Origin of the sequence: Photobacterium marinum, from assembly GCF_000331515.1 — a bacterium.
In the GTDB taxonomy this organism is placed as follows: domain Bacteria; phylum Pseudomonadota; class Gammaproteobacteria; order Enterobacterales; family Vibrionaceae; genus Photobacterium; species Photobacterium marinum.
In genome coordinates, this window is the sequence record NZ_AMZO01000011.1 from 100302 (window position 1) to 126404 (window position 26103).

Below are 26103 nucleotides of genomic sequence, written 5' to 3' on the forward strand. Positions count from 1 at the left end.
ATCATTTTCCCGCTGGCTGATATCATATTTCAGGCAAGAGCTTAGCCCTCAGCCTTCAGATGATGAAGGCGTATCCCCAGAACAACAACCGTCCCCAGATACACTAGCGCTCCTACAGCAATCAAACCACCCAGCCACATTACTCGAGCGCTCAGTGTCCAGGCCAGCCAGTGATCCATTGCCGGCAGAGCCCAAAGCAAAGCCGCAACCATAGCTGCACCAGCTAATACCAGACGCGCAACAAACAGCAGTGTTGTTTTGCTGATTCGGTAAACATTCGCCATATGCAGGCCTCGGTACAGCAGTGCCGCATTAACCAGAGCCGACAGAGCTGTGGCCATTGCCAGGCCAATGTAACCATACAAATAAGCAAAGATGGCGTTAAACACCATATTGGTAAACATTGCGATAATACCGAAGCGTACCGGTGTCTTGGTATCCTGGCGGGCATAGTACCCCGGAGCCAGTACTTTAATTAGCATAAAGTTAAGCAAACCAGAAGCGTAAGCCAGTAATGACAACGAAGCCTGCTCTACATCGGTTGGTGAAAACTCACCTCGCATAAACAGCACCATCAGCATTGGCTTCGCCAGAACCATCAGGCCGAGCATGGCAGGGATCCCCAGTAGCAAAACCATACGCACGCCCCAATCCATGGTGTGAGCAAAATGCTCGCTTGATTGTTCTACATGCTTACGTGACAGCGCAGGTAAGATCACTGTTGCTATCGCAATGCCGAACAGCCCCAGCGGGAATTCCAGCAAGCGGTCGGAGTAATACAGCCAACTGATTGAACCTGTTGTCAGGAAGCTGGCAATAAAGGTATCGAACAGCAAATTGATCTGGCTGACAGACACACCGAACAGTGCCGGGATCATCAGGGTGCGGATTTTTACTACCCCAGGATCGTTCCAGCCCCATTGCGGTTTAGCCAGCATACCCTCTTTATATAGGAATGGGATTTGGAATAAGAACTGAATCAGGCCACCAAGGAAAACACCGATCGCCAGACCAATTTCCGGCTGAGGCAGGTTCGGAGCCAGAAACCAGGCACAACCAATAATGGCAACATTAAGAAAAACAGGCGTAAAAGAAGAAACCGCAAACTTACCCAGGGTATTGAGGATTGCGCCAGACAGCGCAACAAAGGTAATAAACCACAGGTAAGGAAAAGTGATTTTTAGCAACAGGCTCGCCAGCTCAAACTTAGGCGCTGCCGGCCCACCGTGCAGCCAATCAATAAACCAGCCGGCACCGAATAGCGCGGTTACGACACCAGAGCCCAGAATACCGAACAGGGTTACCACGGAAACGATGACCCCGAGAGTACCCGAGGCTCGAGCAATCAACTGGCGGGTCTTATCCATATCGCCGGCAGCATGGCTTTCAGTAAGCACAGGCACAAAAGCCTGAGAGAATGCTCCTTCAGCAAATAAACGGCGCAAAAAGTTAGGAATTTTGTTAGCAAAGAAGAAAACATCGGCTGCAGCTCCGGCTCCCATTAGGTTTGCCACCACAACATCTCGCACCAATCCAAGAACCCGAGAGACCAATGTCATGGTGCTGACAATCAGTCCAGAGCGCAAAAGACGCTTACTCACAAAAAAAACCTCATAAAGATAGCTCAGAAAAGGTGACTTCCGAACCTAAATGCTGGTAAAATCTGCCGCCATATTAACCGTGTTAATCCGCAAGTGCCAAACATGTTTGGTTCGGCGGTTCTTTGCACAAATCATTTGACATTCTCTGGTTAAGCAGGCATAGTCCTCGGCCTTAAATTGTCACCGTACCAAGATTTGGGAGTTACCCTTGGCAAATATCAAATCTGCTAAGAAACGTGCTATCACTTCAGAAAAACGTCGCCAGCACAACGCTAGCCGTCGTTCTATGATGCGCACTTTCTTCAAAAAAGTTATTGCTGCAATCGAAGCTGGCAACAAAGAAGCTGCTACTCAAGCTTTCGCTGAAATGCAACCTGTTATGGACCGCATGGCTACTAAAGGCCTGATCCACAAAAACAAAGCTGCACGTCACAAAGCTCGTCTAGCTGCTAAAATCAAAGCTCTTTAATCTAAGAGTTGCGATTCAGTTATAAAAAAACCGGCTAACGCCGGTTTTTTTATATCCTAAAGCCTGAAGTTTACTGACCACCGCCACAGTACAACTTATGAAGCAGTTGCATCATCGCCTTCACTTCTTCACTTTTTAAACGGTAGTAGACTGTTTGCGCCTCTTTGCGGGTATCAACCAGCCCATCACGCCTTAACCATGCTAAATGCTGGGATAGCGCAGACTGACTCAAACCGAGTTTTTCACTCATCATCCCAACCGACATTTCTTGCTCCAGCAAATAGCAAAGGATAAACAAACGTCGTTCATTCGCCATGGCTTTCAGCAGTGCTACGGCCTTCGGGGCATTTTGCTCCATCTGCTGTAGTTCCATACGTCCACCATCATTAAACTTAAGTTAATGCTAATGTACTTAATTTACGAGCGCATTTCTAGCCGTAGCCGATGAAAAATCGTGCCAGAAGGAGCTTTATTTCAACAACGTTATTTAAACAACTTCCTAAAATCTGCCTCACAGATCTTCTTAACGGCCGGATGCATAATCATTCTTTCGGCAAAAATGACGTAATACTCTTCCTTGATTTCCTTTACCCGTTTCACTTCACGAATATTATTCGACTCAATCTCTTCAGCATAAATTGACGGAGCAACAAACATTGACTGATGATAAGCCCCGAACGCTTTCATCAATGCCGCATCATCAAACTCACCGAGGATATTTGGCGTAATACCCTGCTGATCAAACCAATGATGCAGTTTACGCCCCATTGCGGTCCGTCGGCCGGGAACCAAAAGCTTATAGTCTTCAATACAGGCTGGGAAATTCAGCGAATTAGTCGGCACCGAGCAGAAAAAGCTCATGCTCGACTCACCCAGCTTCTTACTATAAAGGCCGGGACTCTGCGTTGAGTCTACCGGGCAGTCCGACAGAATCATATCCAGCTTATGCTGAGACAACTGCTCAAGCAGCATTTCGTGAGTGGATTCATAACAACGCAAATGAATCCGTTCGTCTTCAGGGATACCTTCCAATAGCACCTTGCTGACAAGACGTTTAGACAGAGCGTCGGCGACCCCAACCTCAAGCAATTGGTTTTCCCGCTGGGTATAGTTCACGATATCCAGCATTTCGTAACTAAGATCGAACATCTTATCGGCGTACTTAAAGACCAACTGCCCCAGCTCCGTCGGCTCGATATTCCTACCGACCCGCTTGGTCAGCTTACCCTTCAGTCGCTCTTCCAGCGCCCGGATCTGACCTGTCACCGTTTGCGGCGCCAGGAATAAGGCATCAGCAGCTTTGGTCACTGAGCCCTGCTTACAGACCATCCAAAAGTAATAGAGGTGATTGTAATTTAGGTGAGACATCCTGTTTTACTACTTCCCGGAAATGAAAAACCCCAAACGCGCAGCTTACGCTGTGCATTCGGGGTCTTCAACCGTTATTAGTCAGGATAAAGTGGTTCAGGAGGAAACTTCGCCCTCTTCAGGCTGAACCAATTCTTTCTGCGACTGAACAGATTTACGGTAACGCTCTCCTACACGCTGCTCCAGTGCTCGTGAGCGAAAATCATCTTCCGACTCAGACATCACTGTGGTTTCAACGCTAGCCTTACCGTGGCTAAGGCCGGCCAAATAGGCCTGGCACACTTCCGTATTAGTGTTCTCGGTACAGTCATTGTAATCAACTGACGCAAGAACCGCTGAAGATGACAACATTACAACGCTTAGAAGATAACGTTTCATATTACGCCTCCGTTTTAGGCAAGGTACGACTTAACATGAAGTACCCCGTTAACGCTGCAATCGTCGAGCCCAGCAGAATCCCCAGACGCGAATAAGTGCTGAAGTCTTCTGGTGCGCCGACAAAAGCCAGCGAAGAGATAAAGATGGACATCGTAAAACCGATACCACACAGCACGGATACAGCAAAGATATGGGTAAAGCCAACACCATCAGGCAGCTTCGCCAAGCCAGTTTTCACAGCCATAACGCTTGCTGTAAAGATCCCCAGCGGCTTACCGATGAACAAGCCAAGGGCAATACCCAGCGGTAACATAGATGTCAGGCCCGACAGAGACACGCCATCCAGTGAAATACCTGCGTTAGCAAATGCAAACAGCGGCAGAATCATAAATGCGACATACGGGTGCAGTGCGTGTTCCATATGCTTCAGTGGTGACGCATGCTCTGAGCGATCACCGTCTTTACCTGCCAGCGGAATGGCAAAACCAAGTACCACACCAGCCAATGTCGCATGAACACCGGACTTCAATACGCTAATCCATAGAATCGCACCTACTGCCAAGTACCAGGAAATCTTGGTTACATTCTTCACATTCATCACGAACAATGCAGCGGTTGCAGCAAACGCGACAGCCAGAGCCAGGGTTGACAGATCACTACTGTAGAACAGAGCAATAATCACAATAACACCAAGGTCATCAATAATTGCCAGTGCCAGCAAGAATACTTTCAGTGATACCGGAACGCGGCTGCCTAACAGGGCCATAATACCCAAAGCAAATGCGATATCGGTTGCTGCCGGGATCGCCCACCCCTTGACTGCCATCGGATCGGCAAAGTTAAACAGCGTATAAACCAGTGCCGGGGCAATCATGCCACCAACCGCTGCGATAGCCGGGAAGATCGCTTTTTCTTTAGTATTCAGCGCACCTTCAATCAGCTCTCGTTTTACTTCCAGACCAATCAGCAGGAAGAAAATCGCCATCAGGCCGTCGTTAATCCAGTGAGCAACAGACAGACCGGCAACATATGAATGCAGGGTGCCGTTATACAGCGGCTCCAGTGGCGAGTTCGCAATAATCATCGCGATCGCTGCGGCAATGATCAGGATAATTCCGCCTGCAGACTCCATTTTGAGAAAATTACGAATTGCTTCGGCCATCGACCGTAACTCCTTTACATGAAACTAATGTCACAACAAAAATGTAAAATTAGTTTAGACGTCACACTATGCCAGTGAAAAATCGTTTGTTTAGAGATAACACCTCGAAAAAACCGAGCTATTATCCCTCATACAAAGTAATATCCGCAAATTACTTATATAACTATCAGAATTAATGATGATTCTCGGATTTTGAACAAATTAACATTGTAATCACTCTTCAAACTAAAAAATCCCGATATAAGCCCATTTTCATCCAACCTTGGCACCAACCAAAAAAAACACAATAAAAGCAAATGTTTAATAACTGCTGCAAGCTTAATCTTACATAGAAAAACCACAATTATGGTCACGTTTTAATCAGAAAATCTCTTTGTGACAGGCTGTGTCATATTTCTGAAATATTCCAGCTCTACCATCGCCGCAGATTTCAAAAAAATGAAACCCAAACGACATGTTTTTGTCATGGAGAATTTGATTATGAATACCCAAGCCACTACTGCTGCGCCAATAAACAGCTCTATGCGCTGGGTCCGCTGGGTAAACCTAGCGTTCATGCTTTACGTATTACTGGTCGCTGTATCTATGGTAAGCAGCGGCTTCAAATGGTCTGTCGGTGAGCAGGCAAAAACACTTTTTGAATTTGCATCCCACCCTGTTGCCGGCCTGATGATTGGCCTGGTAGCCACCTCACTGATCCAGTCCTCCAGTACTGTTACCTCAATTATTGTAGGCCTTGTAGCCGGTGGTCTGCCTGTTGAGACTGCAATTCCTATGGTCATGGGTGCCAACATTGGTACCACTGTCACAAATACTCTGGTGAGTCTGGGCCATGCTCGTTGCAAAGACGAATTCCGCCGCGCTTTTGCCAGTGCAACCGTACACGACTTCTTCAACCTGCTTGCAGTAGCTATCTTCCTGCCGCTGGAAATGATGTTCGGTATTCTGAATAAGATCTCTTCATGGCTGGTTTCACCTATGATGGGTGCCGGTGACATGAGCATGAAAGGCCTTAACTTCATGAAGCCGCTGACCAAACCTGCTGTAGGACTTGTAAAAGGTCCGCTGGAAGCATTTGGTAACATGGGTGGCGTGATCCTTATCTTCATCGGTATCGCCCTGATCTTCGTTGCGATCACTGCAATGGGTAAACTGATGCGCAGCCTGATGGTTGGCCGTGCCCGCGAAATCCTGAAAAGTGCTATCGGCCGCGGTCCCCTGCATGGTATCGCTTCAGGTACTGTCGTAACCGTACTGGTACAATCCTCATCCACAACGACCAGCCTGATGGTGCCACTGGTAGGTACAGGTGTTCTTAAAGTTCGTGATGTTTACCCGTTCACTCTGGGCGCGAACATCGGTACCTGTATTACCGCATTGCTGGCAGCAACAGCAATCGCTGGTGACAATGCGGCATTTGCCCTGCAGATTGCACTGGTACACCTGACATTCAACATTATGGCAACCCTGCTAATCTTCGGTATCCCGCTTCTGCGTGAACTGCCTTTGAAAGCAGCGTTCTACCTGAGTGACCTGGCGTCAAAGAGCAAAGTTGCTGTAGCCGGTTACCTTGGCCTGGTGTTTGTGGCAATTCCTGGTTCTATCCTGGCATTCACAGCGTAATAGCCAGTACAAACAGTCCAATCTAGTCCAAAAAAGAAAAGCCCCGCATGGAAAATGCGGGGCTTTTTGTTGTTTCGAACTCAGTCCGGATTCCGGTTGTTTCAGGGGTAAACACTTAGTTACCCCATGCAACAGTTTTATACAGAAAAAGGGTATTTGATCGGATCGTGGTGCTGGTAACCCACCACTTCAAAATCATCCATGGTTACCCAGGTTTCCAAATCTTCCAGGCTCTTAATTTCAGGGTTAATGATCAGCTGTGGTGACTCAAACGGCTCACGCTTAAGCTGAACATCACGCATCAGCTCCACCTGATCTTCATAAATATGAGCATTGATGATCTTATGGTAAGCCTGACCCGGTTTCTTACCGGTGATCTGAGCCATCAGCGCCAACAGGGTGTAAACCTGAACCTGATTAAAATTCAGCCCCAGCGGCACGTCACAAGAGCGCTGGTAACTGGTCAGGTACAAAGTATCCCCCAGCAGAGAAAACGTGTGCGTGTGCATACACGGACGCAGGCAGCCCATATCGAACTCGCCCGGGTTATAGAAAGTCAGGATTTCACCACGATCGTCGATACCCTGACTCAGGTTATCAACAATTTTGCGCAGCTGGTCAATGGTCGAGCCGTCAGGCTTCTGCCAGCTACGGCCCTGTACGCCGTATACCCGTCCCATATCATCTTCACCTTTACGGTGCGGGTTATTCAGCCATGCTTCGTTATCATTGGCATTCATGTCCCAGGTCTTGGTACCCAGGGCGCGAAAATCAGCAGCATTGTCATAGCCACGGATATAGCCCAGCAGCTCGGCAATCGCCGCTTTCCAGAAGCTTTTGCGCGTTGTAACCAGTGGGAACTGGTTGTTAGCCACATCATATGTCAAATCAGCATTGATCACTGTCAGGCAACGCTTGCCAGTTCGCTTGTTTTCAACCCATACACCCTCGTCAACAATACGCTGACAAAGGCCTAAATACTGTTTCATATTCCCACCCATAAATGACAGTGCCTAGGCACAAAATTGCGCCTGATTTTACCAGAATAGAAAAAAGGCGGCATCCGAAGATGCCGCCTTTGTGCTGTCCATAACCTGTCTTTTAATCAGGCTGTTTTGTTTTTAGCCTGGAATTTGTACGCCCAAAGCATCATCAGCAAACCACCAATCACCATCGGCAGTGACAGGATCTGTCCCATACTGATCCAGCCGCCATACAGGCCCAGGTGGGCATCCGGTTCTCGGAAGTATTCCACAATGAAACGGAAGCTACCGTATCCGAACAGGAACAAACCGGAAACCGCACCGGCAGGGCGAGGCTTACGGATAAAGATATTCAGGATGATCAGCAGAACCACACCTTCCAGGAAGAATTCATACAACTGTGACGGGTGACGCGGCAGCGGACCGCCCGTCGGGAACACCATTGCCCATGGCACATCTGTGGTTCGTCCCCACAGTTCACCATTGATAAAGTTGCCCAAACGACCGACCCCCAGACCAAACGGCACCAGCGGAGCAACAAAATCCGCTACATTAAAAAATGTCCGGCCATTTTTATGGCCATACCAGAACATAGCCGTAATCACACCGAGAAGGCCGCCGTGGAATGACATACCACCGGTCCAGACCTTAAACAGGTACAACGGATTGGCAAGGAACATATCAAAGTTATAGAACAGGACATAACCGATACGCCCACCGAGGACAACGCCAAGGAAACCGGCAAACAGCAAATCGCTGACCTGCTCACGAGTCCAGCCACTGCCCGGCTTATCCGCACGGCGGTTAGCCAGCCACATGGCAAAAACGAAGCCCAGCAGATACATCAGACCATACCAGCGCACTGCCAGCGGGCCAATTTGGATCAAAACCGGGTCAATATTAGGAAATGTTAAATAACCTTGGCTCATTCAATTAATCTCAGAAAGCAGGGAAGCGAACCTCCCCTGAACTACAATTATCCCAAAAACATCTTCATACTGATAAAAAGCAGGAAGACCGCAAAAATTTTCTTTAATGTCGCCGTCGGCAACCGGCTGACCAGAGCCGCACCGTAGCGAGTAGTTACCATGGATGTCATAACGATGCCAAACAATGCCGGTAAATAAACATAACCGATACTCATTGACGGCAAGGCTTCATCTCCGACGCCGGCAACAATGAAGCCCAGCATTCCGGCAATGGCAATCATGGCACCGGACAACGAAGCGCAACCGATGGCCCTGCGCATTTCCACACCATGCCAATTCAAATATGGCACTGTCAGAGAGCCTCCGCCAATTCCGGCCAAACTGGATACCACTCCAATCACCCCTCCGCTGCAGATAGTACCAATAGGCCCCGGCATTTTGCCCTGGCGGGAGATCCGCATTGAACGCAGCATCTGCAGTGCCAGCATAAGGACAATAACGGCAAAAATCTTAGGTAAGAGCTCCGTCGGTACCAACTCTGCAATAACGCTGCCGCCGAGACCGCCGACAACCACTCCCGGCGCCAGTGACTTCACAATGGAAAAATCAACGTTGCCTAATCTAAAGTGATTACGGGCTGATGAGCCAGAAGTTAAAACAATACTGGCCAAAGAGGTTGCCAGCGCAATGTGCATTACCAAACTACTTTCAATTCCAGCCTTCGGTAGCAGCCATACCAGCGCAGGAACCACAACCAGACCGCCGCCAATCCCCAGCATCCCGGCCAGTAAACCAACCACACTACCGAGCGCAAGACACATGGCAAACAGCCACAACGCATTATCAATCATTCTAACCTACTGCTTACCTGCACGAATAAATCCACCCAGTCCTCGCTGGTCTACAAATTCCGTTGCCATTTTGCGGACATCATCGGCAAAAGTCGACTGCAGAGCCGAATCTGTCAGCTGCTCCATCTCACTGACCGCGATATGACGCAAAATATACTTAATCCGGGCAACGTTGCGGGTATTCATACTCAGAGAACGGTATCCCATCCCCACCAGCAATAAGGCTCCCACAGGATCACCGGCCAGCTCACCACACACACTAACAGGCATATCCAGTACCCGGCTGGTATCTGCAATGTGCTTAAGTGCATTCAGTACCGCAGGGTGTAGTGCATCATAGACATTGGCAACCCGGGAATTGTTCCGGTCCACGGCTAATAAATATTGGGTAAGGTCGTTGCTGCCAACGGAAATAAAATCCACTTTCCCTTTCAGGGCTGGAAGCTGATAGAGGATAGACGGGACTTCAACCATGATCCCGATCTTAGGGCGCTTAAGAGTCTCTCCCTGCTCCTGTGCATACTTGGCCACTTCGGTATAAGCGCGGTCGATCAACGCCCTCGATTCATCCAGCTCCCCGATGCCTGAAATCATCGGCAACAGGATATCCATGTTTTCCAGTCCAATACTTGCCTTGAGCATCGCCCGGACCTGGATCAAAAAGATTTCCGGGTGATCCAGGGTAAAACGAATACCGCGCCAGCCGAGAAACGGGTTGTCTTCCTCGATAGCCAGATAAGGCAACGGCTTATCACCACCGATATCCAGCGTCCGCATAACCACTTTCTTGCTTCGGTAGGTCATCAGAATAGAGCGATACTGCAACGTTTGCTCTTCCTCGGAAGGAAAGCTGCGTTGTAGCAAAAACGGTACTTCAGTACGGTACAAACCTACACCGTCTACTCCGCGATTAACCGCAATACTGGTATCAGCACTCAGGCCGGCATTAAGGTGGATGTAAATCCGCTCCTTATCCAAAGTACACGCAGCTTTACCTACCTCACCTTCAACCGTCCGGGTCAGCTCATTTTCTTCCCGAAGCAAACGGGTGTACTCGGCCATAACATGACGGTTCGGCTCAACCAGGAAATCCCCGAGGTAACCATCCACAATCACCTGGCTGTCATGGACTTTTTCCGGCACAAAATCAACGCCCATGATAGCCGGAATCCCTAATGCCCGCGACAGAATAGCCGCATGGGAGTTGGCCGCACCTTCCTGAGCAACCACCGCCGCCAGCTTATCTCTGGGAATACTGGCCAGCATGGCTGCCGTCAGCTCACGAGTCAGCAACACCACAGGTTCATCCCACTGGTGTTCAATGCCTTCCTCGTTCTGAAGGAAAAATAGCAAGCGCTGACCCAGTTCTCGGATATCCTGAGCACGCTCCTTGAGGTAGTCATCTTTCATCCGGGCAAAACGCTCGGAGTACGCCTCAACCACCTGGCGGATCGCCCACTCGGCCTGATCGCCATCCGCAATTTTGGCAAATAAATCCTTTCGCAGCATAGGATCGTTGAGCAGGTGGCTGAACAGGTCAAAAATGGCCAGCGTCTCTTTATGAAGTTCACTATCAAAACGCTTTCGCAGTCGGCGAAACTCCGCACTGGCCAGCTCAATGGCAATACTCAGCCGTTCCTGCTCTGCTTCAACATCGACACAGGATACCGGCAGCACCTGCTCCAGCCGAGGCTGGTTGTCATCCCACCAGGCTCGGGCAATTGCCACGCCTGGAGAAGCGGCAGAACCGACCAGATGTAGGCCGTTGCGTTGATCCGGCCACATTCCCTGCGCTTTGGCATGAGCCAGAATGACCGCCAGCTGGGCAGCCAGTGTCACCATGAAAGATTCTTCACTCTCATCGAATTCACGGCGCTCACGCTGCTGAATAACCAAAACACCCAGCACCTGGCGCTGGTGAATAATCGGCGTACCGAAAAAAGAGCCGAATGACTCTTCACCGATACCGGGAAGATGTTTGAAGTGGGGGTGATGGCGGGCATCGGCGACATTAATCGGCTCAGCCCGGCTGCCGACAAGACCGACAAGGCCTTCGTCAAAACCAAGCCGGATCTGACGGTGAGGCTTGGTCAGTCCCTGAGTTGCCATCAGCGTGTACTGCTGACGCTTATGATCGGCAATATAGACGGAGCAACACTCCGTCTTCATCGCATTACAGGTACTGACTACCAGCTGATCAAGTGCTTCCATCAGGCTCGGGGCACTTGCGACCTTCTCAACAATTTCTCTAAGCTGCGTCAGCATAATTAACCTTATCTGGGATTACTGCATTATCCTCGCTTGCCTCGGCGTTTGCCTTTACGCTCTCTTCGCTCCTTGAATGGCATCGCCATTGCAGCAAATTCCTTCAGCGCCCGCCGATAGACATCACGCTTAAAAGACACAACCTGACGCACCGGGTACCAATAACTGACCCACCGCCAGCCATCAAACTCCGGCGTACTGCCACGCTGCATGTTAACCTTTGACTCATCACATTCCAGGCTGAGCAAAAACCACTTTTGCTTCTGCCCGATACAAACAGGCTTAGAGTCCCACCTTACCAGGCGCTTGGGTAATTTATAACGAAGCCAATGTCGGCTTGACGCCAAAATCCGGACATCTTTTTTTGTAAGCCCTACTTCCTCATACAGTTCCCGATACATGGCTTGTTCAGGCGTTTCACCCTCATCAATACCGCCTTGCGGAAACTGCCAGGAATGTTGTCCATATCGTCGAGCCCAGAATACCTGGCCATGGCTGTTGCAGATAACTATCCCTACGTTAGGGCGGTATCCATCGCCATCAATCACTGGACGACCTCTAATATAATTCTCTATTAACAGTGATTTTTTCACAGACAATGCAATGGGTAAACAAACATTCTAATTAATAACCGTTTTTTCCTACTTAGCACTCAATTTCTGGATAACTCCGCACACCTGACTAATTTATAAACAAGCAAATGAGACCCAAGCCACATTTATACACGTTTTCTGTGGATACATTTGTGAAGAAGCCCTGTCACTCCAGCTTTATGACAGAGTCCCCCAGATACAAAACTGTAATCAAAAGGCAAAGAAAGAATAAATAAAGCATTTAGAATCATAAACTTAAATCAAGCGTAAATTATAACCCGCTCATTAAGACAAGATCATTTTTGTTATAAAAAACGGATCGGTTAAAGATCAACCAACACTCACTTTATCCACACCAAAAACCGTCAGCAGCAGTTATCCCGCTCAAACATGTGTTTAAATATCCAACAAACACCTGGATAAATACACATATCTACTGAAAACACAATATTTACCCAAATATCCTGTGGATATCTTTGTGAAAGATCCTTACATTCTTACTTGATAACCGTATTTTCCGAGCGAAGTCGTCGACGTCTATTTATTCACAAAGCTAATAAAACATCTATTATTCAATTGGATACAGGTAACACCTACCTTTTTATGCAGCCATTCAATTATTTGACACAAAGGATCGTTCATATTTCAACCGCAGCCCGCCTAATAGCAACTGAAACAGAGATAACTCGAGCCAAAGAACTGAAGAAGCGATTGGAGTACTATTATCAGCATAGAAGCGCTGTGGTAGTATGCCCGGCTCCGGCAAATATTTGTCCCAAACAGAACTTCAACCGATATGCGCCCGACTCCCCAGACAGAGCAAGAACTTCTCGACCGAGCCCATGAACTGGCCGGACTGACCTTAGGCGAACTAGCCAGACAGGCAGGGATAATCCCGCCACCTAACCTGAAGCGGGATAAAGGCTGGGTCGGTCAGTTACTGGAGTGGCATCTGGGGGCAGCAGCGGGCAGTAAACCGGTGCCGGACTTCATGGAGCTGGGCATTGAATTAAAGACAATCCCTATCGGTTATAACGGCAAGCCGCTCGAAACCACCTTTGTCTGTGTGGCACCACTTATCGGCTTGCAGGGGCTAAGCTGGGAAAACAGCCATATCCGCCATAAGCTGGCAAGGGTACTCTGGATCCCGGTTGAAGGTGAGCGGGATATTCCTCTGGAGAATCGCCATGTCGGCTCTCCACTGCTTTGGAGTCCGTCTGCCGATGAGGAGCAGCAACTTCGCCAAGACTGGGAAGAACTGATGGACATGATTGTTCTCGGACAAGTAGAACAAATTACCGCAAGGCACGGTGAAGTACTGCAACTACGTCCGAAAGCCGCTAACAGCAAAGCGCTGACCGAAGCCTATGGTGCCAACGGCCAGCCGATAAAAACCCTGCCGCGGGGTTTTTACCTTAAAACCAGCTTCACCGCAGGACTGCTTGGGCGTAACTTCATCCTATAACGCAATCGTCATATCTTCCTGGCAAATGGATGGCTTGCCATCAGGTGAAAATTCATCATAAGGATCAATCACCCGTAATGTCACAGAGGTGATCCCGAGCGGCTGCAGCAATTCTTTCACCTGCTCAATCGACTGAAAATGCAGCATTTCATCATTGTCGTCCTTGAGCGGCTCAAGCTGATGCTTAAACTCCACTTCCATCAAATAATCTGAACAGCCGGCATAACTGGTCAAAATACACTTGGGGGTCTGACTATGGCTTCCCTTCAGCCAATGCTTCAACTGGGTCAGTTTCATGCTGCCTCCTGGACTCACGAGGTTGATGCCTAGTTTGAGATCAATCAGAGTTTAACTATGTGACATATTAATAATATCAGCAAGATGCCCTTCAGAAATTCTGAATATCTCAAATTACCTTTCCATTCTTCTCAGCACGATAAAGACAGGTTATATTCGAAGTAAATCACTGGTCCAAGGAGGGCTTATGGAATACCACCGACTCCCCCATTCCTCGCTGGAAGTCAGTAAAATCTGTCTCGGTACGATGACATTCGGCGAGCAGAACAGCGAAACGGATGCCCACAGTCAACTGGATTTTGCTTTTGAGCGGGGAGTAAACTTCATCGATACCGCTGAGATGTACCCGGTTCCTCCAAAACCGGAAACTCAGGGGCTGACGGAAACCTATATCGGCAACTGGCTGAAGAAAAGTGGCAAGCGGGATAAAGTTATTCTGGCGACCAAAGTCGCAGGCCCGAGAAGCCTGCCGTATATCCGCGAAAGTATGGCGCTGGATCGGCGCAATATCCATGATGCAATAGAAAACAGCCTGAACCGCCTGCAAACCGATTATATCGACCTCTACCAAATCCACTGGCCACAGCGCGAAACCAACTGCTTCGGCACACTCAACTATCCGTATAAAGATCAAAATTGCGGGATCACGATTACCGATACACTGGAAGCACTGGCCGAACTGGTCAGGGCCGGGAAAGTCCGTTACATCGGGCTGTCAAACGAAACGCCGTGGGGAGTAATGTCATTCCTGCGCCTCGCTGATAAACACAACCTTCCTCGAGTGGTTTCAATCCAGAACCCTTACAACCTGCTTAACCGCAGCTTTGAAGTCGGACTGTCCGAAATCTGCCACCATGAAGGCGTGGAGCTGCTGGCCTATTCGCCGCTGGCATTCGGTTCCCTGAGCGGCAAATACTTAAACGGTGCCCGTCCGGAAGGGGCTCGCTGTGCTCTGTTCGAGCGCTTTTCCCGCTACTTCACACCACAAGGCGTTGCCGCAACTCAGGCTTATATCGATATCGCCAATAAACACGGTTTGGACCCGGCTCAAATGGCGCTGGCTTTCGTCAACCAACGACCTTTCGTGGCTGCCAACATCATTGGGGCTACAAACTTGGAACAACTGGAAACTAACATCGAAAGCATCAACATTAAACTCAGCAATGAAGTCCTGTCGGATCTGGAAGAAATCGGAGCCACTTACTCCAACCCTTGCCCGTAATATTTAGAACCGGATATGACTTTTTAGCCAGCAATAAAAAGGCCCCTCACGCAAAGGGGCCGATAACAGTGCTCAGATTCACTCCTCTTAAAGGAAACATGAATCTGTTTCTGCGCCTTGCTGTCGCACTAAAGCAAAGCGCCGCTGTTACGTAATCAATCGCGATTTCTGTTCTCGCCTGAGGTGACGGACAAAGCGGCTTTCCCTGCTTGATATCAAGCTACTGGCAATTCGCTGATCTTTCCCCACACCGATATCTGTCAACAAGTGATCGGATAAATGCGGCAGGTGCAACCGGATGCGACGGTGCTCACGACGCCAGGCGGCATCTTCCCGCTGAACATCAAGGCGAACTAATAAAACTGCGATACGTAAATAGAATGACTGGCGCATAATCGTGCTCTCCATATAAAAAATTAGGAGGGACACAGATACAGCTGTCACAGACTGACTACTTAGACTTGCCGCGACAGATATCCGCGGCCCGTTTATAACAGTATTAACTGTCAGTGATTGGTGTATTGAAAGACATCACCAGCAGGACGCGTACATTTCAAACGATGATTTGTCATGATTAGCTCCTCCCGGCAATAAAAATGAGTGGTAAAAAACGCCTTAATTTTAAACAGATAGATGAATAAAACAAGCATATCAGTGCACTGAAAAGCATAAAGCAAGATTATGCTGCATGATGTGGTTTCAACGCCCAGATCCCTCTTTAACTACTGAGTACACCCTTTATTCCGCAGAATAAAACAATGGATTACTATTTCGCTTCATGGTGGAAGAATAATGCCTGAAAGCCTTACACCATGATTCACAACCGGATTTCTCTCAGCAACTTAAGTAGTTCCCGTGACGCTGGCCCCATCGGATGCTGGGTCGACCAGGCAATATCCACCCCCTGTCGCCAGGGCTGGCTTTCAAAATCCAGAGCCAGTTGTATCAGAACGCCGGATTCAATTACATCACGCACCATTTCTGCCGGCAACGCAGCCCAGCCAATGCCGCTGCTAACCAACTGCATTGCTGAAATCGCATTTTCTGTCTGCCATACCGCATCTGACACCCGCCAGCGTTGCTGATCCTGTCCGTAACGGCCGGTCACCAAGATCTGCCGGGATTGCTGCAAGTCCTGCCATTTCGGCTTGGAGACACTAGCTAGAGGGTGACAAGCCGCCGCAATACACCACATTTCTAACGTACCGATACCATGCACTTCGATTCCGGGTTGAAGCGACTCCATCTGTAACATAACCGCGATTTGGGCTCGTCCTTCTCTTACCAGCTTCAGAACGTCACCTTCACCAGCGCTGAGAATTTCAACTTCAACCTGAGGGTAAGCCGCTTCAAACAACTTCAGCTGATCGGCCATCGTCTGGGTCATGGCCATCGACTCCACCGCCAAAGTTACTTTTTGTTCTACGCCCATCTGAAAGCTGTCTGCCGCAGCCAGTAAAATCCCGCATTCATCCAAAATCCGTTTTGCTTTTACCAGCAACACTTTTCCATTCGGGGTCAGCAAAGGTGTTCGACCGCTTCGATCAAATAATTCCTGATTTAAATCTGCTTCCAGGTTCGCTACCGCGGTACTGACGACCGACTGAGCTTTCCCGAGCCGCCGGGCACCAGCAGAAAATGAGCCTGCTTCCGCCGATGCGACAAAAGCTTCAAGTTGTTCCATCGAAAATCGCATCCGACTCTCCCTCTTATTTCTTTGCTGGGCATCTAAATCTATCTACATAAGCGATAGTATCTAACTTAATAATATCAAATATACCGTTAGAATTAACGCATATCCCAAGCTCAGCTTGACTCAATCTCTATATCACGGGAAAACAATTATGCGTTCAACTCTGGACAGAATCCGCCATGCCATCGGTTTTGAACTGATTGCGCTCGTTCTGATTATCGTCGTACTCAGCCAGTTGTTTGGCTTCGAAGCCCACAAAGTCGGGGCTCTGGGAATTGCTTTTTCACTGTTTGCTACCGGCTGGAACTTTGTCTATAACTTACTGTTTGACAAAGCGATGATGAAATACACCGGCCAACTGGAAAAGCAGACTAAACACAGGATCATCCACGCCATCCTGTTTGAACTCAGCCTACTGTGGATTACCCTGCCGGTAATTGCCTGGTGGCTGAATATTAGTCTGCTGGACGCCTTTATCATGGATATCGGGCTTGTGGTGTTCTACCTGTTTTACACCTACGGTTACAATCTGGCGTATGACAAGGTATTCCCGATTCCGGCCGGTACAACTTCTCAAGCCTGATCGCCAACGTCGAACCAACACTAAAAAACATAAAAAGCATGCACAAAAAAGCGCCTTACGGCGCTTTTTTTGTTCTTTACCCCTGACGGAAGTGCCGGGGGGGCGGCACCAAATCGTGCTTATTCAGCAAGCGATACATTGTAGCGCGCGACACGCCCAGTTCTCTGGCAGCAGCCGAAATCTGGCCCTTATTATTCTCCAGTACTGTCAACAAAGCGCTGCGCTCAGACTCTTCCCGAATCTTCTTCAGGCTCTGCTTATCATCACACAAACGAGGAAGATCAAAATGTTCAGCATCGATAACCCTGGTTTCTGCCAGCAAAATGGCGCGTTTGATCTGACCAATCAACTCACGCACATTGCCCGGCCATGGGTAATGCAGCAGCAGCTTACAGGCATCCTCAGAAAAAGATTTCGCCATACTGTTATACTGCCGGGAAAACTTCAGCAATAAGTACTCGGCCAGTAACAAAATATCCTCTCCCCGCTCACGCAGAGGCGGAACCGTAAGGCCCAGAACATTGAGGCGATAATAGAGTTCTTCCCGTATCTTGCCGCTGACAAGCAGCTCCTCCAGCGGATAACGGGTTGACACTATCAGCCTGACATCAGACTTAACCAGGCTGTCATCTGCATTAGTAAAGCACCCGTCCTGAAGAAAACGGGATAATTCCTGCTGTCGCTCATCGCTGAGCTGAGAGATTTCATCCAGGTACAAAACACCTTTATCAGCCTGCTCAAAATAACACAGCTCAGAGCCGACATTATCATCAGCCATCGTCCAAGTATCATTCACTGCATCACAACTGACAGTGACAAACGCCGCTTTAGCCCTCGTTGATGCCTGATAGATAGCCTGAGCGACAAGCTCTTTACCTGTCCCGATTTCGCCTTGAACGAAAATCGGCATATCCGCTGCCGCCATCCGTGTTACCTGATGGCGCAATTTTTTCATCGCTGCTGCATTTCCCTGAAGGCCATGCTGACCAAAGTTACCCAAATCTGGCCATACCTTGCGCTCAAGCTGCAGCATCCCAAGCTGATGCCCGATCGTTTTAAGTAACTGAGACTCTGGCACCGGTGAAGTAAAATAATCAATGCAGAAGCTCACAATGAACTGGCAAATTGTCTCTGTATTGAGTTGATTCTCTCGAACCAGGGCTAACCAACGAGCCTGCTTATTCCGGTTCACCAGACCGGCGATCCCGTTAAGGCTAAAGTCATCCTGAGTTAAATCTACAACACCGACACAAGGTCCTACTTCCAACAGCAGTGACTCGGCAGTACGGAGATCATAACAACGGTGACAAATCCAGCCTGCTTTCTCCAATGTTGCGATCCAGGGGATCTGACTTCCCCCCAGCACAATGAGTGTTCCCAGGGCTGAAGCGCGTTTTATTTCTGTCTTCATCCTTTACCGCCTTTCCATCTGCCAGTACAAATCACTGATATCGTTAGTCATAAGTTCAACCGTTAAAAAATCAGGATTTGCAAAAAATACATACAGATAAAATCCCGAACCTTAATGATAAAATGCTCGGCAAAACAAATGCAACCTGTTTACTATTATAATCAATATACAAAGAAAGATTTCATCTAAATTATCGCCCCCAAACGCAAAAAGCGCCCGAAGGCGCTTTTTTCTCATCGTCTGATTGCGAGTTAACTCACTGTTACAGTCTCCGGACGAACTTCCGTCTCTTCCACACCAATTTCATTTTCACTCTTGGCAACAATGGTATTTACAGCTGTGTCACCGACAACATTCGAGCTGGTACAGAACATGTCATTGATTCGGTCAACCGCTGCAATAATTGCCAGACCTTCTGCAGGCAGACCCAGTTGGTGAAGCAGTACACCTACCATCACCACACCACCGCCCGGAACACCACCTGCACCGATAGACAGCAACAGGATAGTCAGACCCAGAGTAAACAGGTCAGAAGTGTTAATTGGCTGTCCAAAAGCGTTAGCGACGAAGATAGTTGCCAGCGCAATATAGATAGATACGCCTGACATGTTCATGGTTGCGCCCAGTGGTACCCCGAAGCCGGCAACAGACTTAGACACTCCAATCTTATCGGTCAGGGTACGCATGGTTACCGGAATGGTTGCGTTAGAACTTGCCGTCGACAACGAGAACAGAACCTGCTCACGGGTATTACGCAGGAACTGCGACGGTTTGATACCGGTAGTCAGGCCCACAACCATCGGGTAGAAGAAGAAAATCCAGAACACCAGCATTGCTACTACCAGCGCCACATAACCGGCAACTGACATCAGGGTGTTCGCATCCAGAGTAGCACCCAACTGAATCATCAGGGCAAATACACCGTATGGCGCCAGGCTCATAACAAGGCCAACCAGCTTCATCATGATTTCGTTAGCCATCTTGAAAGTCTTGATTGCCGGGCCACCACGGCTATCCAGAGCCTGAATTGCCAGACCGGTCAGAATCGCCATAAAGATGATTTGCAACATATCACCATTAGCAAACGCCTGGATCGGGTTACTTGGAACAATGTTGACGATCAGCGAGAAAATATCAGGCGTTTCTGTCGTCGTCAGCTCAACGGCTTCAGAAACGGTTCCGGCCAGATTAGCACTGGCACCCGGCTGGAAAATCATGCCGACGGTCAGCGCGGCTGTGATCGCAATGATGGTGTTAATAATGTAGAGACCAAAGGTTTTGCCACCTAAGCGACCAAATGCCGTAATATCTTTCAGCTCGACGATACCGCAAACAATCGAGACATAGACCAGCGGCACAACAAGCAGTTTGATCAGAGATACAAACATACCACCGGCACCTTCTGCCAGTCCGAGCACATAGGTATCCATCAGTGTCACGCCGTTAAACAGATACTGGATCGCAGTACCTATAATCAGACCCGCAAACAGGCCAGCAAAAATTTTTCCTGATAGCGATTTCTTCATCGTCCATCTCCAGTCGGTTGTGCTGTTAACATTTCCATTTACATCCTGTTCCCACTGTAACCCGTGGGTTAGGCGACATTTTACACAGATGACTTCGACTGGAAAGAATAAATTTTACATTTTAGATACAATTTAAGCACAAAATCAAACGCCACCCGATCAGATAAATTACAGCAAAAGAAACTAATTTATTTATCTATCTGTCACTTATCGGCGGCATTCAACACAGGATTCAAGCAGGATATTGTTCTGTTTATAACAACATAAATTCCTAATAACGTGAATAAGATCACAGGCGAAAATTCACTATAGGAATTAAAGGTGAGCAATTTCCACTATCGGAAATATCAGTAAAGAAGGGAAAACTCTTCTCTTGCCGTAAAAACAGAAGATGACAACAAGAGAAGATAGTCAGAAATTAACCTTGGCTTAGGTCAATACAAGTTTTATCAGTAACGACATCTGTAACAAAACCGCCATTACCGACGTACCAGTAACGCACCCCAAGTCCTTGTTCCAATTCATGGTCAAACTCATTACAAACATACGGGAACAAGTCTTTCTCAACTTCTGATTTATGCACATTCCAATACCATCTTGGATTTGGCAGACGATAAAGAACTGTTAACAAAGAGCGCTCTTGATCAAACTGAAAATTCTGCATCCCCCCTCGAAAGGGACGAGAAGGAGCATCATTAAACTTCATAAATTCTGCTTTGTACTCATCAGAAAGGCTACCGACAAAGTCTGTTGGAGGCGGAACTAATTGAGTAGACATACAGCCACTGAGTAATGCAACTGACGCAAACGGCAATAAAAATTTTTTCATGACAGTCCTGCTAATTATTGTTTTTACCGTTGATGTTCAACCAACGAATTTTATCTAACAACAGGCACATGCATCATTTTGCTACCAGCCATTGTGATCACCATCACGTATTATATGCTACTGATTTAAAGTTGATTTATCACTCCACACAAAAAAGCCACCCGGTTGGGTGGCTTTTTGATTATGGTATAACTAATTTTTAGTTATTTAGCCTGTGGGCGCATTGCCGGGAACAGGATCACGTCACGGATAGTGTGCGTGTTAGTAAACAGCATTACCAGACGGTCGATACCGATACCCTGGCCAGCTGTTGGTGGCAGGCCGTGCTCAAGAGCAGTGATGTAGTCCGCATCGTAGTACATTGCTTCATCATCACCAGCATCTTTTGCTTCTACCTGAGCTTTGAAACGCTCGTCCTGGTCCTGTGCATCGTTAAGCTCTGAGAAGCCGTTCGCCACTTCACGACCACCGATGAAGAATTCAAAACGGTCAGTAATGAATGGGTTTTCATCGTTACGACGAGCCAGTGGAGAGATATCCGCTGGGTACTCAGTGATGAAAGTAGGCTGGATCAGTTTAGGCTCAGCCGTTTCACCGAATACTTCTTCCAGGATCTGACCACAAGTCCAGAAGCTCTCGACAGCAATGCTCAGAGACTCTGCAAGGTTGCGCATGAAGTTGATGTCACGAACTTCGTCGTAAGTCATCTTCTGGATAGTTTCGTTATCCGGGTTGTACTTCTTGATCGCGTCCAGCATGCTCAGGCGTGGGTATGGGCCACCGAAGTCAACCATTTCATCGCCGTATGGCAGCTTAGCCGAACCGCAAAGATCCTGAGCGATGCTGCTTAGCATCTCTTCTGTCAGATCCATCAGGTCACGGTAATCAGCGTACGCCATGTAGAATTCCATCATAGTGAATTCAGGGTTGTGGCGAGGAGACAGACCTTCGTTACGGAAGTTACGGTTGATTTCGAATACACGCTCAAAACCACCAACAACCAGACGCTTCAGGTAAAGCTCAGGCGCAACACGCAGGTACATGTCAATGTCCAGCGCATTGTGGTGAGTGATGAACGGACGAGCCGTTGCACCGCCAGGGATCACGTGCATCATTGGCGTTTCAACTTCCATGAAACCTTTGGTTGTCATGAAGTCACGGATAGCGCTAACCACTTTAGAACGCATCATCATCGCATTGCGAGAATCTTCGTTCACAATCAGGTCAACATAACGCTGACGGTAGCGCATTTCCTGGTCAGTCAGACCGTGGAATTTTTCAGGAAGCGGACGAAGTGCTTTAGTCAGCAGCTCGTACTCATCCATGTTCACGTAAAGATCGCCTTTACCTGACTTATGAAGCGCACCTTTAACACCGATGATGTCACCGATATCCAGACCAGCGTATTTGTCTTTTAGTTCTTTCTGAACATCTTTAGAAGCGTATGCCTGAATGCGGCCAGATACGTCCTGGATCGCCAGGAAAGGACCACGCTTAGCCATGATACGACCAGCGATAGCAACTACGTTACCGGCTTCTTCAAGTTCTTCTTTAGATAACTCGCCGAATTTAGCCTGCAGATCTGCCGCTAGGCTATCGCGACGGAAATCGTTCGGGTGGCCGTTTGCCTTGCACTTCTCGCGAATCATATCCAGTTTCGCGCGGCGCTCAGCAATCAGCTTATTCTCATCTTGTAATTGATCAGTCATGGGTTACCCTTAAATTTTTAACCGGAATCGGTTACAGACCTGATTTCAGGCTGGCTTCAATAAAACGGTCTAAATCGCCGTCTAGTACTGCTTGGGTGTTACGGTTTTCCACCCCGGTACGTAAATCTTTAATGCGAGAGTCATCCAGAACGTATGAACGAATCTGGCTACCCCAGCCAATGTCAGACTTGGCGTCTTCGTTAGCCTGCTTCTCAGCATTTTGTTTTTGCATCTCAAGCTCGAACAGTTTTGCTTTCAACTGCTTCATTGCCTGATCTTTGTTCTTATGCTGAGAACGGTCATTCTGACACTGCACCACGGTATTAGTCGGTAAGTGAGTAATACGTACCGCAGATTCCGTGGTGTTTACGTGCTGACCACCCGCGCCTGACGCACGGTATACATCAATACGCAGATCAGAAGGGTTAATATCGATGTCGATATTGTCATCCACTTCCGGATAGATAAACGCAGAAGCAAACGAAGTATGACGTCGGCCACCTGAATCGAACGGTGATTTACGAACCAGACGGTGTACACCAGTCTCGGTACGCAGCCAGCCGTAAGCATACTCACCGCTGATACGGACAGTTGCTGATTTAAGGCCTGCTACTTCACCTTCAGAGACTTCAATCACTTCGGTCTTGAAGCCCTTGGCTTCAGCCCAGCGAAGGTACATACGCAGCATCATCGAAGTCCAGTCCTGGGCTTCGGTACCACCAGAGCCCGCCTGAAGATCGATATAACAGTCTGACTCATCGTGATCACCAGAGAACATGCGACGGAATTCAAGCTTCTCAAGCTTGGTTTCCAGCTCAGCCAGTTCCGGTTCGATCTCGTCAAACGTTTCCTGATCGTTTTCTTCAATCGCCAGCTCAAGCAGACCATCAACGTCTTCAACGCCCTGATCCAACTGGTCGATTGTATCTACCACAGCCTCAAGGGCTGCGCGTTCTTTACCCAGAGCCTGAGCACGTTCCGGCTCGTTCCATACATCTGGTTGCTCTAGTTCTGCATTTACCTCTTCTAGACGCTCTTTCTTAGCATCGTAGTCAAAGGTACCCCCTAAGGACATCAGTACGCGCTGATACATCCTCAAGTCGGTTTTTAATAGGATTAATCTCGAACATTGCCGCTCTTCATAGCTGAAATGGACATAACCGGTGGATTCTATCGAATTGTAGATAGAATATACAGAGGGGAAGAAAGGTTATCGGTGATTTTATTATTCCATCCCGATCATATAAACAGTCTTGTCACCATCTTGAAATAATTTAGTTACTGTCTCAGGCTTCAGCCGCATTTCATCCCGGCCAGCCTAGACACCAACACAGACAACAACGGGGCCTACCTGCCCCGCTGCTTGTAACTCAATGGAATCACGCTTAAAGCGCCTCGATATACTCAACCAACAGTTGAGCACTACAGTTACCACGGTATTCATTCACATCCAATCGGTAGGCTAACTGTACCTGCTGAACTGAAGCATCCGGCCAGCGACGCAGATCAACATTAAAGGCAATGCCATCAATCACGCTACCACCGCAGATTGGCTCCAGCATCATCTTCAGATGCTTACCGCCCACCAGCTTCTGATGCAAAAGGCGGAATCGGCCGTCAAACATCGGCTCAGGGAACTGCTGTCCCCACGGGCCACCAGCGCGCAGCACCTCCGCTGTCTGCAAGTTTAGTTCATTAGCCCCCAGCTCTCCATCTGTCAACAAAACGCCTTTGAGCGCATCTTCATCCAGCTCATCGCGCACCGCCAGATCAAACGCCTGCGTAAATGCCGACAGCTTGTCTTCCGGTATCGTCAGGCCGGCCGCCATTGCGTGGCCACCGAATTTGCTAATCATTCCCGGGTTCTGGGTATCAATCACATCCAGGACATCACGCATATGCAGGCCGGGGATCGAACGGCATGAACCTTTGATTTCACCGTTACCGGCATCGGCAAAAGCGATAACCGGGCGGTGGTACATCTCTTTGATACGGGATGCCAGGATCCCAATCACACCCTGATGCCAGTCTCGCTGGAACAACGCCAGGCCATAAGGCATATCCTGCTGATTGAACTTCAGGCGTTCGCAGATAGCCAAGGCTTCTTCTTTCATGCCCTGCTCAATTTCCTTGCGGGTCTGGTTTAAAGCGTCCAGCTCCGAAGCCATCCGGCGGGCAGCCTGAATATTGTCACACAACAATAGCTCAACCCCGAACGACATATCATCCAGACGTCCGGCAGCATTGATACGCGGGCCAAGCGCAAAGCCCAAATCGGTCGATACCAATCGGGCCGGATCACGGTTCGCCACTTCAATAAGGGCACGAATACCCGGACGACACTTACCGGCACGGATCCGCTGCAACCCCTGATGAACCAGAATACGGTTATTACCGTCCAGAGCCACTACATCGGCGACAGTGCCAAGTGCCACCAAATCAAGCAATTCAGCAAGGTTGGGCTCAGCAATCCCCTGATTTTCAAACCAGTTGTTTTGGCGTAATTCAGCACGAAGCGCCAGCATCAGGTAGAAAGCCACCCCGACACCACACAGGGACTTAGACGGAAACTCACACTCATGTAGGTTCGGGTTAACAATCGCATCGGCCTGCGGTAGCTGATCACCCGGCAAGTGATGGTCGGTAACCAACACCTGCATCCCTTTTTCCTTAGCCGCCGCCACACCGGCGATCGATGACACACCGTTATCCACGGTCATGATCAATTCAGCTCCGCGCACTTCTGCCTGCTCAACCACTTCCGGACTCAGGCCATAACCGTCATCAAAACGGTTAGGCACCAGGTAATCAACATTGCGGCAACCCAGCATCCTTAACGCCAGCACCGACAATGCCGAGCTGGTTGCCCCGTCGGCATCGAAATCACCGACAACAATGATCCGCCGGTTGTCAGCCAGCGCTGAGGCCAGTAACTGCACCGCCGCCTCAATGCCATGGAGCCGGTTAAAGCCCAGCATGCCACGGACACCCCGCTCTAATTCTGCATCGGAAGCCAGGCCACGGCTGGCATAAATTCGCTTGAGCAACGGATGAACCGCATCGGAAAAGCCGGTGATATCGGCCTGTGGACGACGTTTAATTTCAATCATATAGGCTGTTTTTATGCTGAGTTGTTGAGTCTTTAG

General features: G+C 48.7%; 24 protein-coding genes. 5 read left to right on the top strand and 19 right to left on the bottom strand.

All coding sequences use genetic code 11. The features are described 5' to 3' along the window. Nucleotides 1-41: 41 nt before the first annotated feature. The gene (gene murJ / locus C942_RS08965) at nt 42-1601 is read right to left on the bottom strand and encodes a murein biosynthesis integral membrane protein MurJ (protein ID WP_007464867.1); all 1560 of its coding nucleotides are present in this window, start codon (nt 1599-1601) and stop codon (nt 42-44) included. A 208-nt stretch (nt 1602-1809) separates the two neighbouring features. Here murJ and rpsT point away from each other — a divergent pair, with 208 nt between their 5' ends. Further along, entirely contained in the window at nt 1810-2070 is a 261-nt protein-coding gene (rpsT, locus tag C942_RS08970) for a 30S ribosomal protein S20 (RefSeq protein WP_036799376.1), read from the top strand. Between the two features lie 70 nt (nt 2071-2140). Here the strand turns inward: rpsT and C942_RS08975 are convergent, their stop codons facing one another. From C942_RS08975 to nhaA, 4 genes are all read right to left on the bottom strand, one after another. Then, complete coding sequence (locus C942_RS08975; protein ID WP_007464868.1) at nt 2141-2443, bottom strand: ArsR/SmtB family transcription factor; 303 nt, start codon at nt 2441-2443, stop codon at nt 2141-2143. A gap of 110 nt (nt 2444-2553) precedes the next feature. After that, a complete protein-coding gene (gene nhaR, locus C942_RS08980) occupies nt 2554-3438 on the bottom strand; it encodes a transcriptional activator NhaR (protein ID WP_036799379.1) in 885 nt (294 codons plus the stop codon). Between the two features lie 96 nt (nt 3439-3534). Further along, nucleotides 3535-3816 (bottom strand): hypothetical protein, encoded by a 282-nt coding sequence (locus C942_RS08985; protein WP_007464870.1) that lies wholly within the window; start codon nt 3814-3816, stop codon nt 3535-3537. A gap of 1 nt (nt 3817) precedes the next feature. Next, nucleotides 3818-4978 (bottom strand): Na+/H+ antiporter NhaA, encoded by a 1161-nt coding sequence (gene nhaA / locus C942_RS08990; RefSeq protein WP_007464871.1) that lies wholly within the window; start codon nt 4976-4978, stop codon nt 3818-3820. 480 nt (nt 4979-5458) lie between these two features. Between nhaA and C942_RS08995 the strand changes: the two genes are divergently transcribed. Further along, entirely contained in the window at nt 5459-6601 is a 1143-nt protein-coding gene (locus tag C942_RS08995; protein ID WP_007464873.1) for a Na/Pi symporter, read from the top strand. Between the two features lie 137 nt (nt 6602-6738). Here C942_RS08995 and C942_RS09000 read toward each other — a convergent pair whose 3' ends face one another. From C942_RS09000 to rppH, 5 genes are all read right to left on the bottom strand, one after another. Then, the gene (locus tag C942_RS09000; protein ID WP_036799403.1) at nt 6739-7590 is read right to left on the bottom strand and encodes a thymidylate synthase; all 852 of its coding nucleotides are present in this window, start codon (nt 7588-7590) and stop codon (nt 6739-6741) included. A gap of 116 nt (nt 7591-7706) precedes the next feature. Beyond that, complete coding sequence (gene lgt, locus C942_RS09005) at nt 7707-8513, bottom strand: prolipoprotein diacylglyceryl transferase (protein ID WP_007464877.1); 807 nt, start codon at nt 8511-8513, stop codon at nt 7707-7709. 47 nt (nt 8514-8560) lie between these two features. Continuing rightward, nucleotides 8561-9364 carry a sulfite exporter TauE/SafE family protein gene (locus C942_RS09010; RefSeq protein ID WP_007464879.1) on the bottom strand — a complete coding sequence of 268 codons (804 nt, stop codon included), beginning with the start codon at nt 9362-9364 and terminating at the stop codon, nt 8561-8563. Between the two features lie 6 nt (nt 9365-9370). Further along, entirely contained in the window at nt 9371-11629 is a 2259-nt protein-coding gene (gene ptsP, locus C942_RS09015; protein WP_007464881.1) for a phosphoenolpyruvate--protein phosphotransferase, read from the bottom strand. Nucleotides 11630-11655: 26 nt separating this feature from the next. Continuing rightward, entirely contained in the window at nt 11656-12177 is a 522-nt protein-coding gene (gene rppH, locus C942_RS09020) for an RNA pyrophosphohydrolase (protein ID WP_007464883.1), read from the bottom strand. 841 nt (nt 12178-13018) lie between these two features. Here rppH and mutH point away from each other — a divergent pair. Next, nucleotides 13019-13687 (top strand): DNA mismatch repair endonuclease MutH, encoded by a 669-nt coding sequence (mutH, locus tag C942_RS09025; protein ID WP_007464885.1) that lies wholly within the window; start codon nt 13019-13021, stop codon nt 13685-13687. Here the strand turns inward: mutH and C942_RS09030 are convergent. Next, nucleotides 13682-13984: a DUF6482 family protein gene (locus C942_RS09030; RefSeq protein ID WP_007464887.1), complete on the bottom strand. Its 303-nt coding sequence runs from the start codon at nt 13982-13984 to the stop codon at nt 13682-13684. The genes mutH and C942_RS09030 overlap by 6 nt on opposite strands. A 187-nt stretch (nt 13985-14171) precedes the next feature. Here C942_RS09030 and C942_RS09035 point away from each other — a divergent pair, with 187 nt between their 5' ends. Next, entirely contained in the window at nt 14172-15206 is a 1035-nt protein-coding gene (locus tag C942_RS09035; RefSeq protein WP_007464889.1) for an NADP(H)-dependent aldo-keto reductase, read from the top strand. A 147-nt stretch (nt 15207-15353) separates the two neighbouring features. On the opposite strand, the gene C942_RS09040 is transcribed toward C942_RS09035, so the two are convergent. Continuing rightward, the gene (locus C942_RS09040; protein WP_007464891.1) at nt 15354-15599 is read right to left on the bottom strand and encodes a DUF1127 domain-containing protein; all 246 of its coding nucleotides are present in this window, start codon (nt 15597-15599) and stop codon (nt 15354-15356) included. A 424-nt stretch (nt 15600-16023) separates the two neighbouring features. Further along, a complete protein-coding gene (locus tag C942_RS09045) occupies nt 16024-16902 on the bottom strand; it encodes a LysR family transcriptional regulator (protein ID WP_007464894.1) in 879 nt (292 codons plus the stop codon). A 148-nt stretch (nt 16903-17050) separates the two neighbouring features. Between C942_RS09045 and C942_RS09050 the strand changes: the two genes are divergently transcribed. After that, entirely contained in the window at nt 17051-17482 is a 432-nt protein-coding gene (locus tag C942_RS09050) for a PACE efflux transporter (protein WP_007464896.1), read from the top strand. A gap of 76 nt (nt 17483-17558) precedes the next feature. Here C942_RS09050 and C942_RS09055 read toward each other — a convergent pair whose 3' ends face one another. The 6 genes from C942_RS09055 to recJ form a co-directional block, all read right to left on the bottom strand. After that, nucleotides 17559-18893 carry a sigma-54-dependent transcriptional regulator gene (locus tag C942_RS09055; RefSeq protein WP_007464898.1) on the bottom strand — a complete coding sequence of 445 codons (1335 nt, stop codon included), beginning with the start codon at nt 18891-18893 and terminating at the stop codon, nt 17559-17561. Nucleotides 18894-19144: 251 nt separating this feature from the next. Next, nucleotides 19145-20419, bottom strand: a complete 1275-nt coding sequence (locus C942_RS09060; RefSeq protein WP_007464899.1) for a dicarboxylate/amino acid:cation symporter — start codon at nt 20417-20419, stop codon at nt 19145-19147. 418 nt (nt 20420-20837) lie between these two features. After that, the gene (locus tag C942_RS09065; RefSeq protein WP_007464901.1) at nt 20838-21248 is read right to left on the bottom strand and encodes a hypothetical protein; all 411 of its coding nucleotides are present in this window, start codon (nt 21246-21248) and stop codon (nt 20838-20840) included. A 203-nt stretch (nt 21249-21451) separates the two neighbouring features. Continuing rightward, nucleotides 21452-22957: a lysine--tRNA ligase gene (lysS, locus tag C942_RS09070; protein WP_007464903.1), complete on the bottom strand. Its 1506-nt coding sequence runs from the start codon at nt 22955-22957 to the stop codon at nt 21452-21454. Nucleotides 22958-22988: 31 nt separating this feature from the next. Beyond that, a protein-coding gene (gene prfB / locus C942_RS09075; RefSeq protein WP_157097576.1) for a peptide chain release factor 2 occupies nt 22989-24087 on the bottom strand; the annotation gives its coding sequence in 2 pieces (ribosomal slippage) (nt 22989-24011 and nt 24013-24087; 1098 coding nt in all). Nucleotides 24088-24342: 255 nt separating this feature from the next. Continuing rightward, nucleotides 24343-26067 (bottom strand): single-stranded-DNA-specific exonuclease RecJ, encoded by a 1725-nt coding sequence (recJ, locus tag C942_RS09080; protein WP_007464907.1) that lies wholly within the window; start codon nt 26065-26067, stop codon nt 24343-24345. Nucleotides 26068-26103 lie beyond the last annotated feature (36 nt).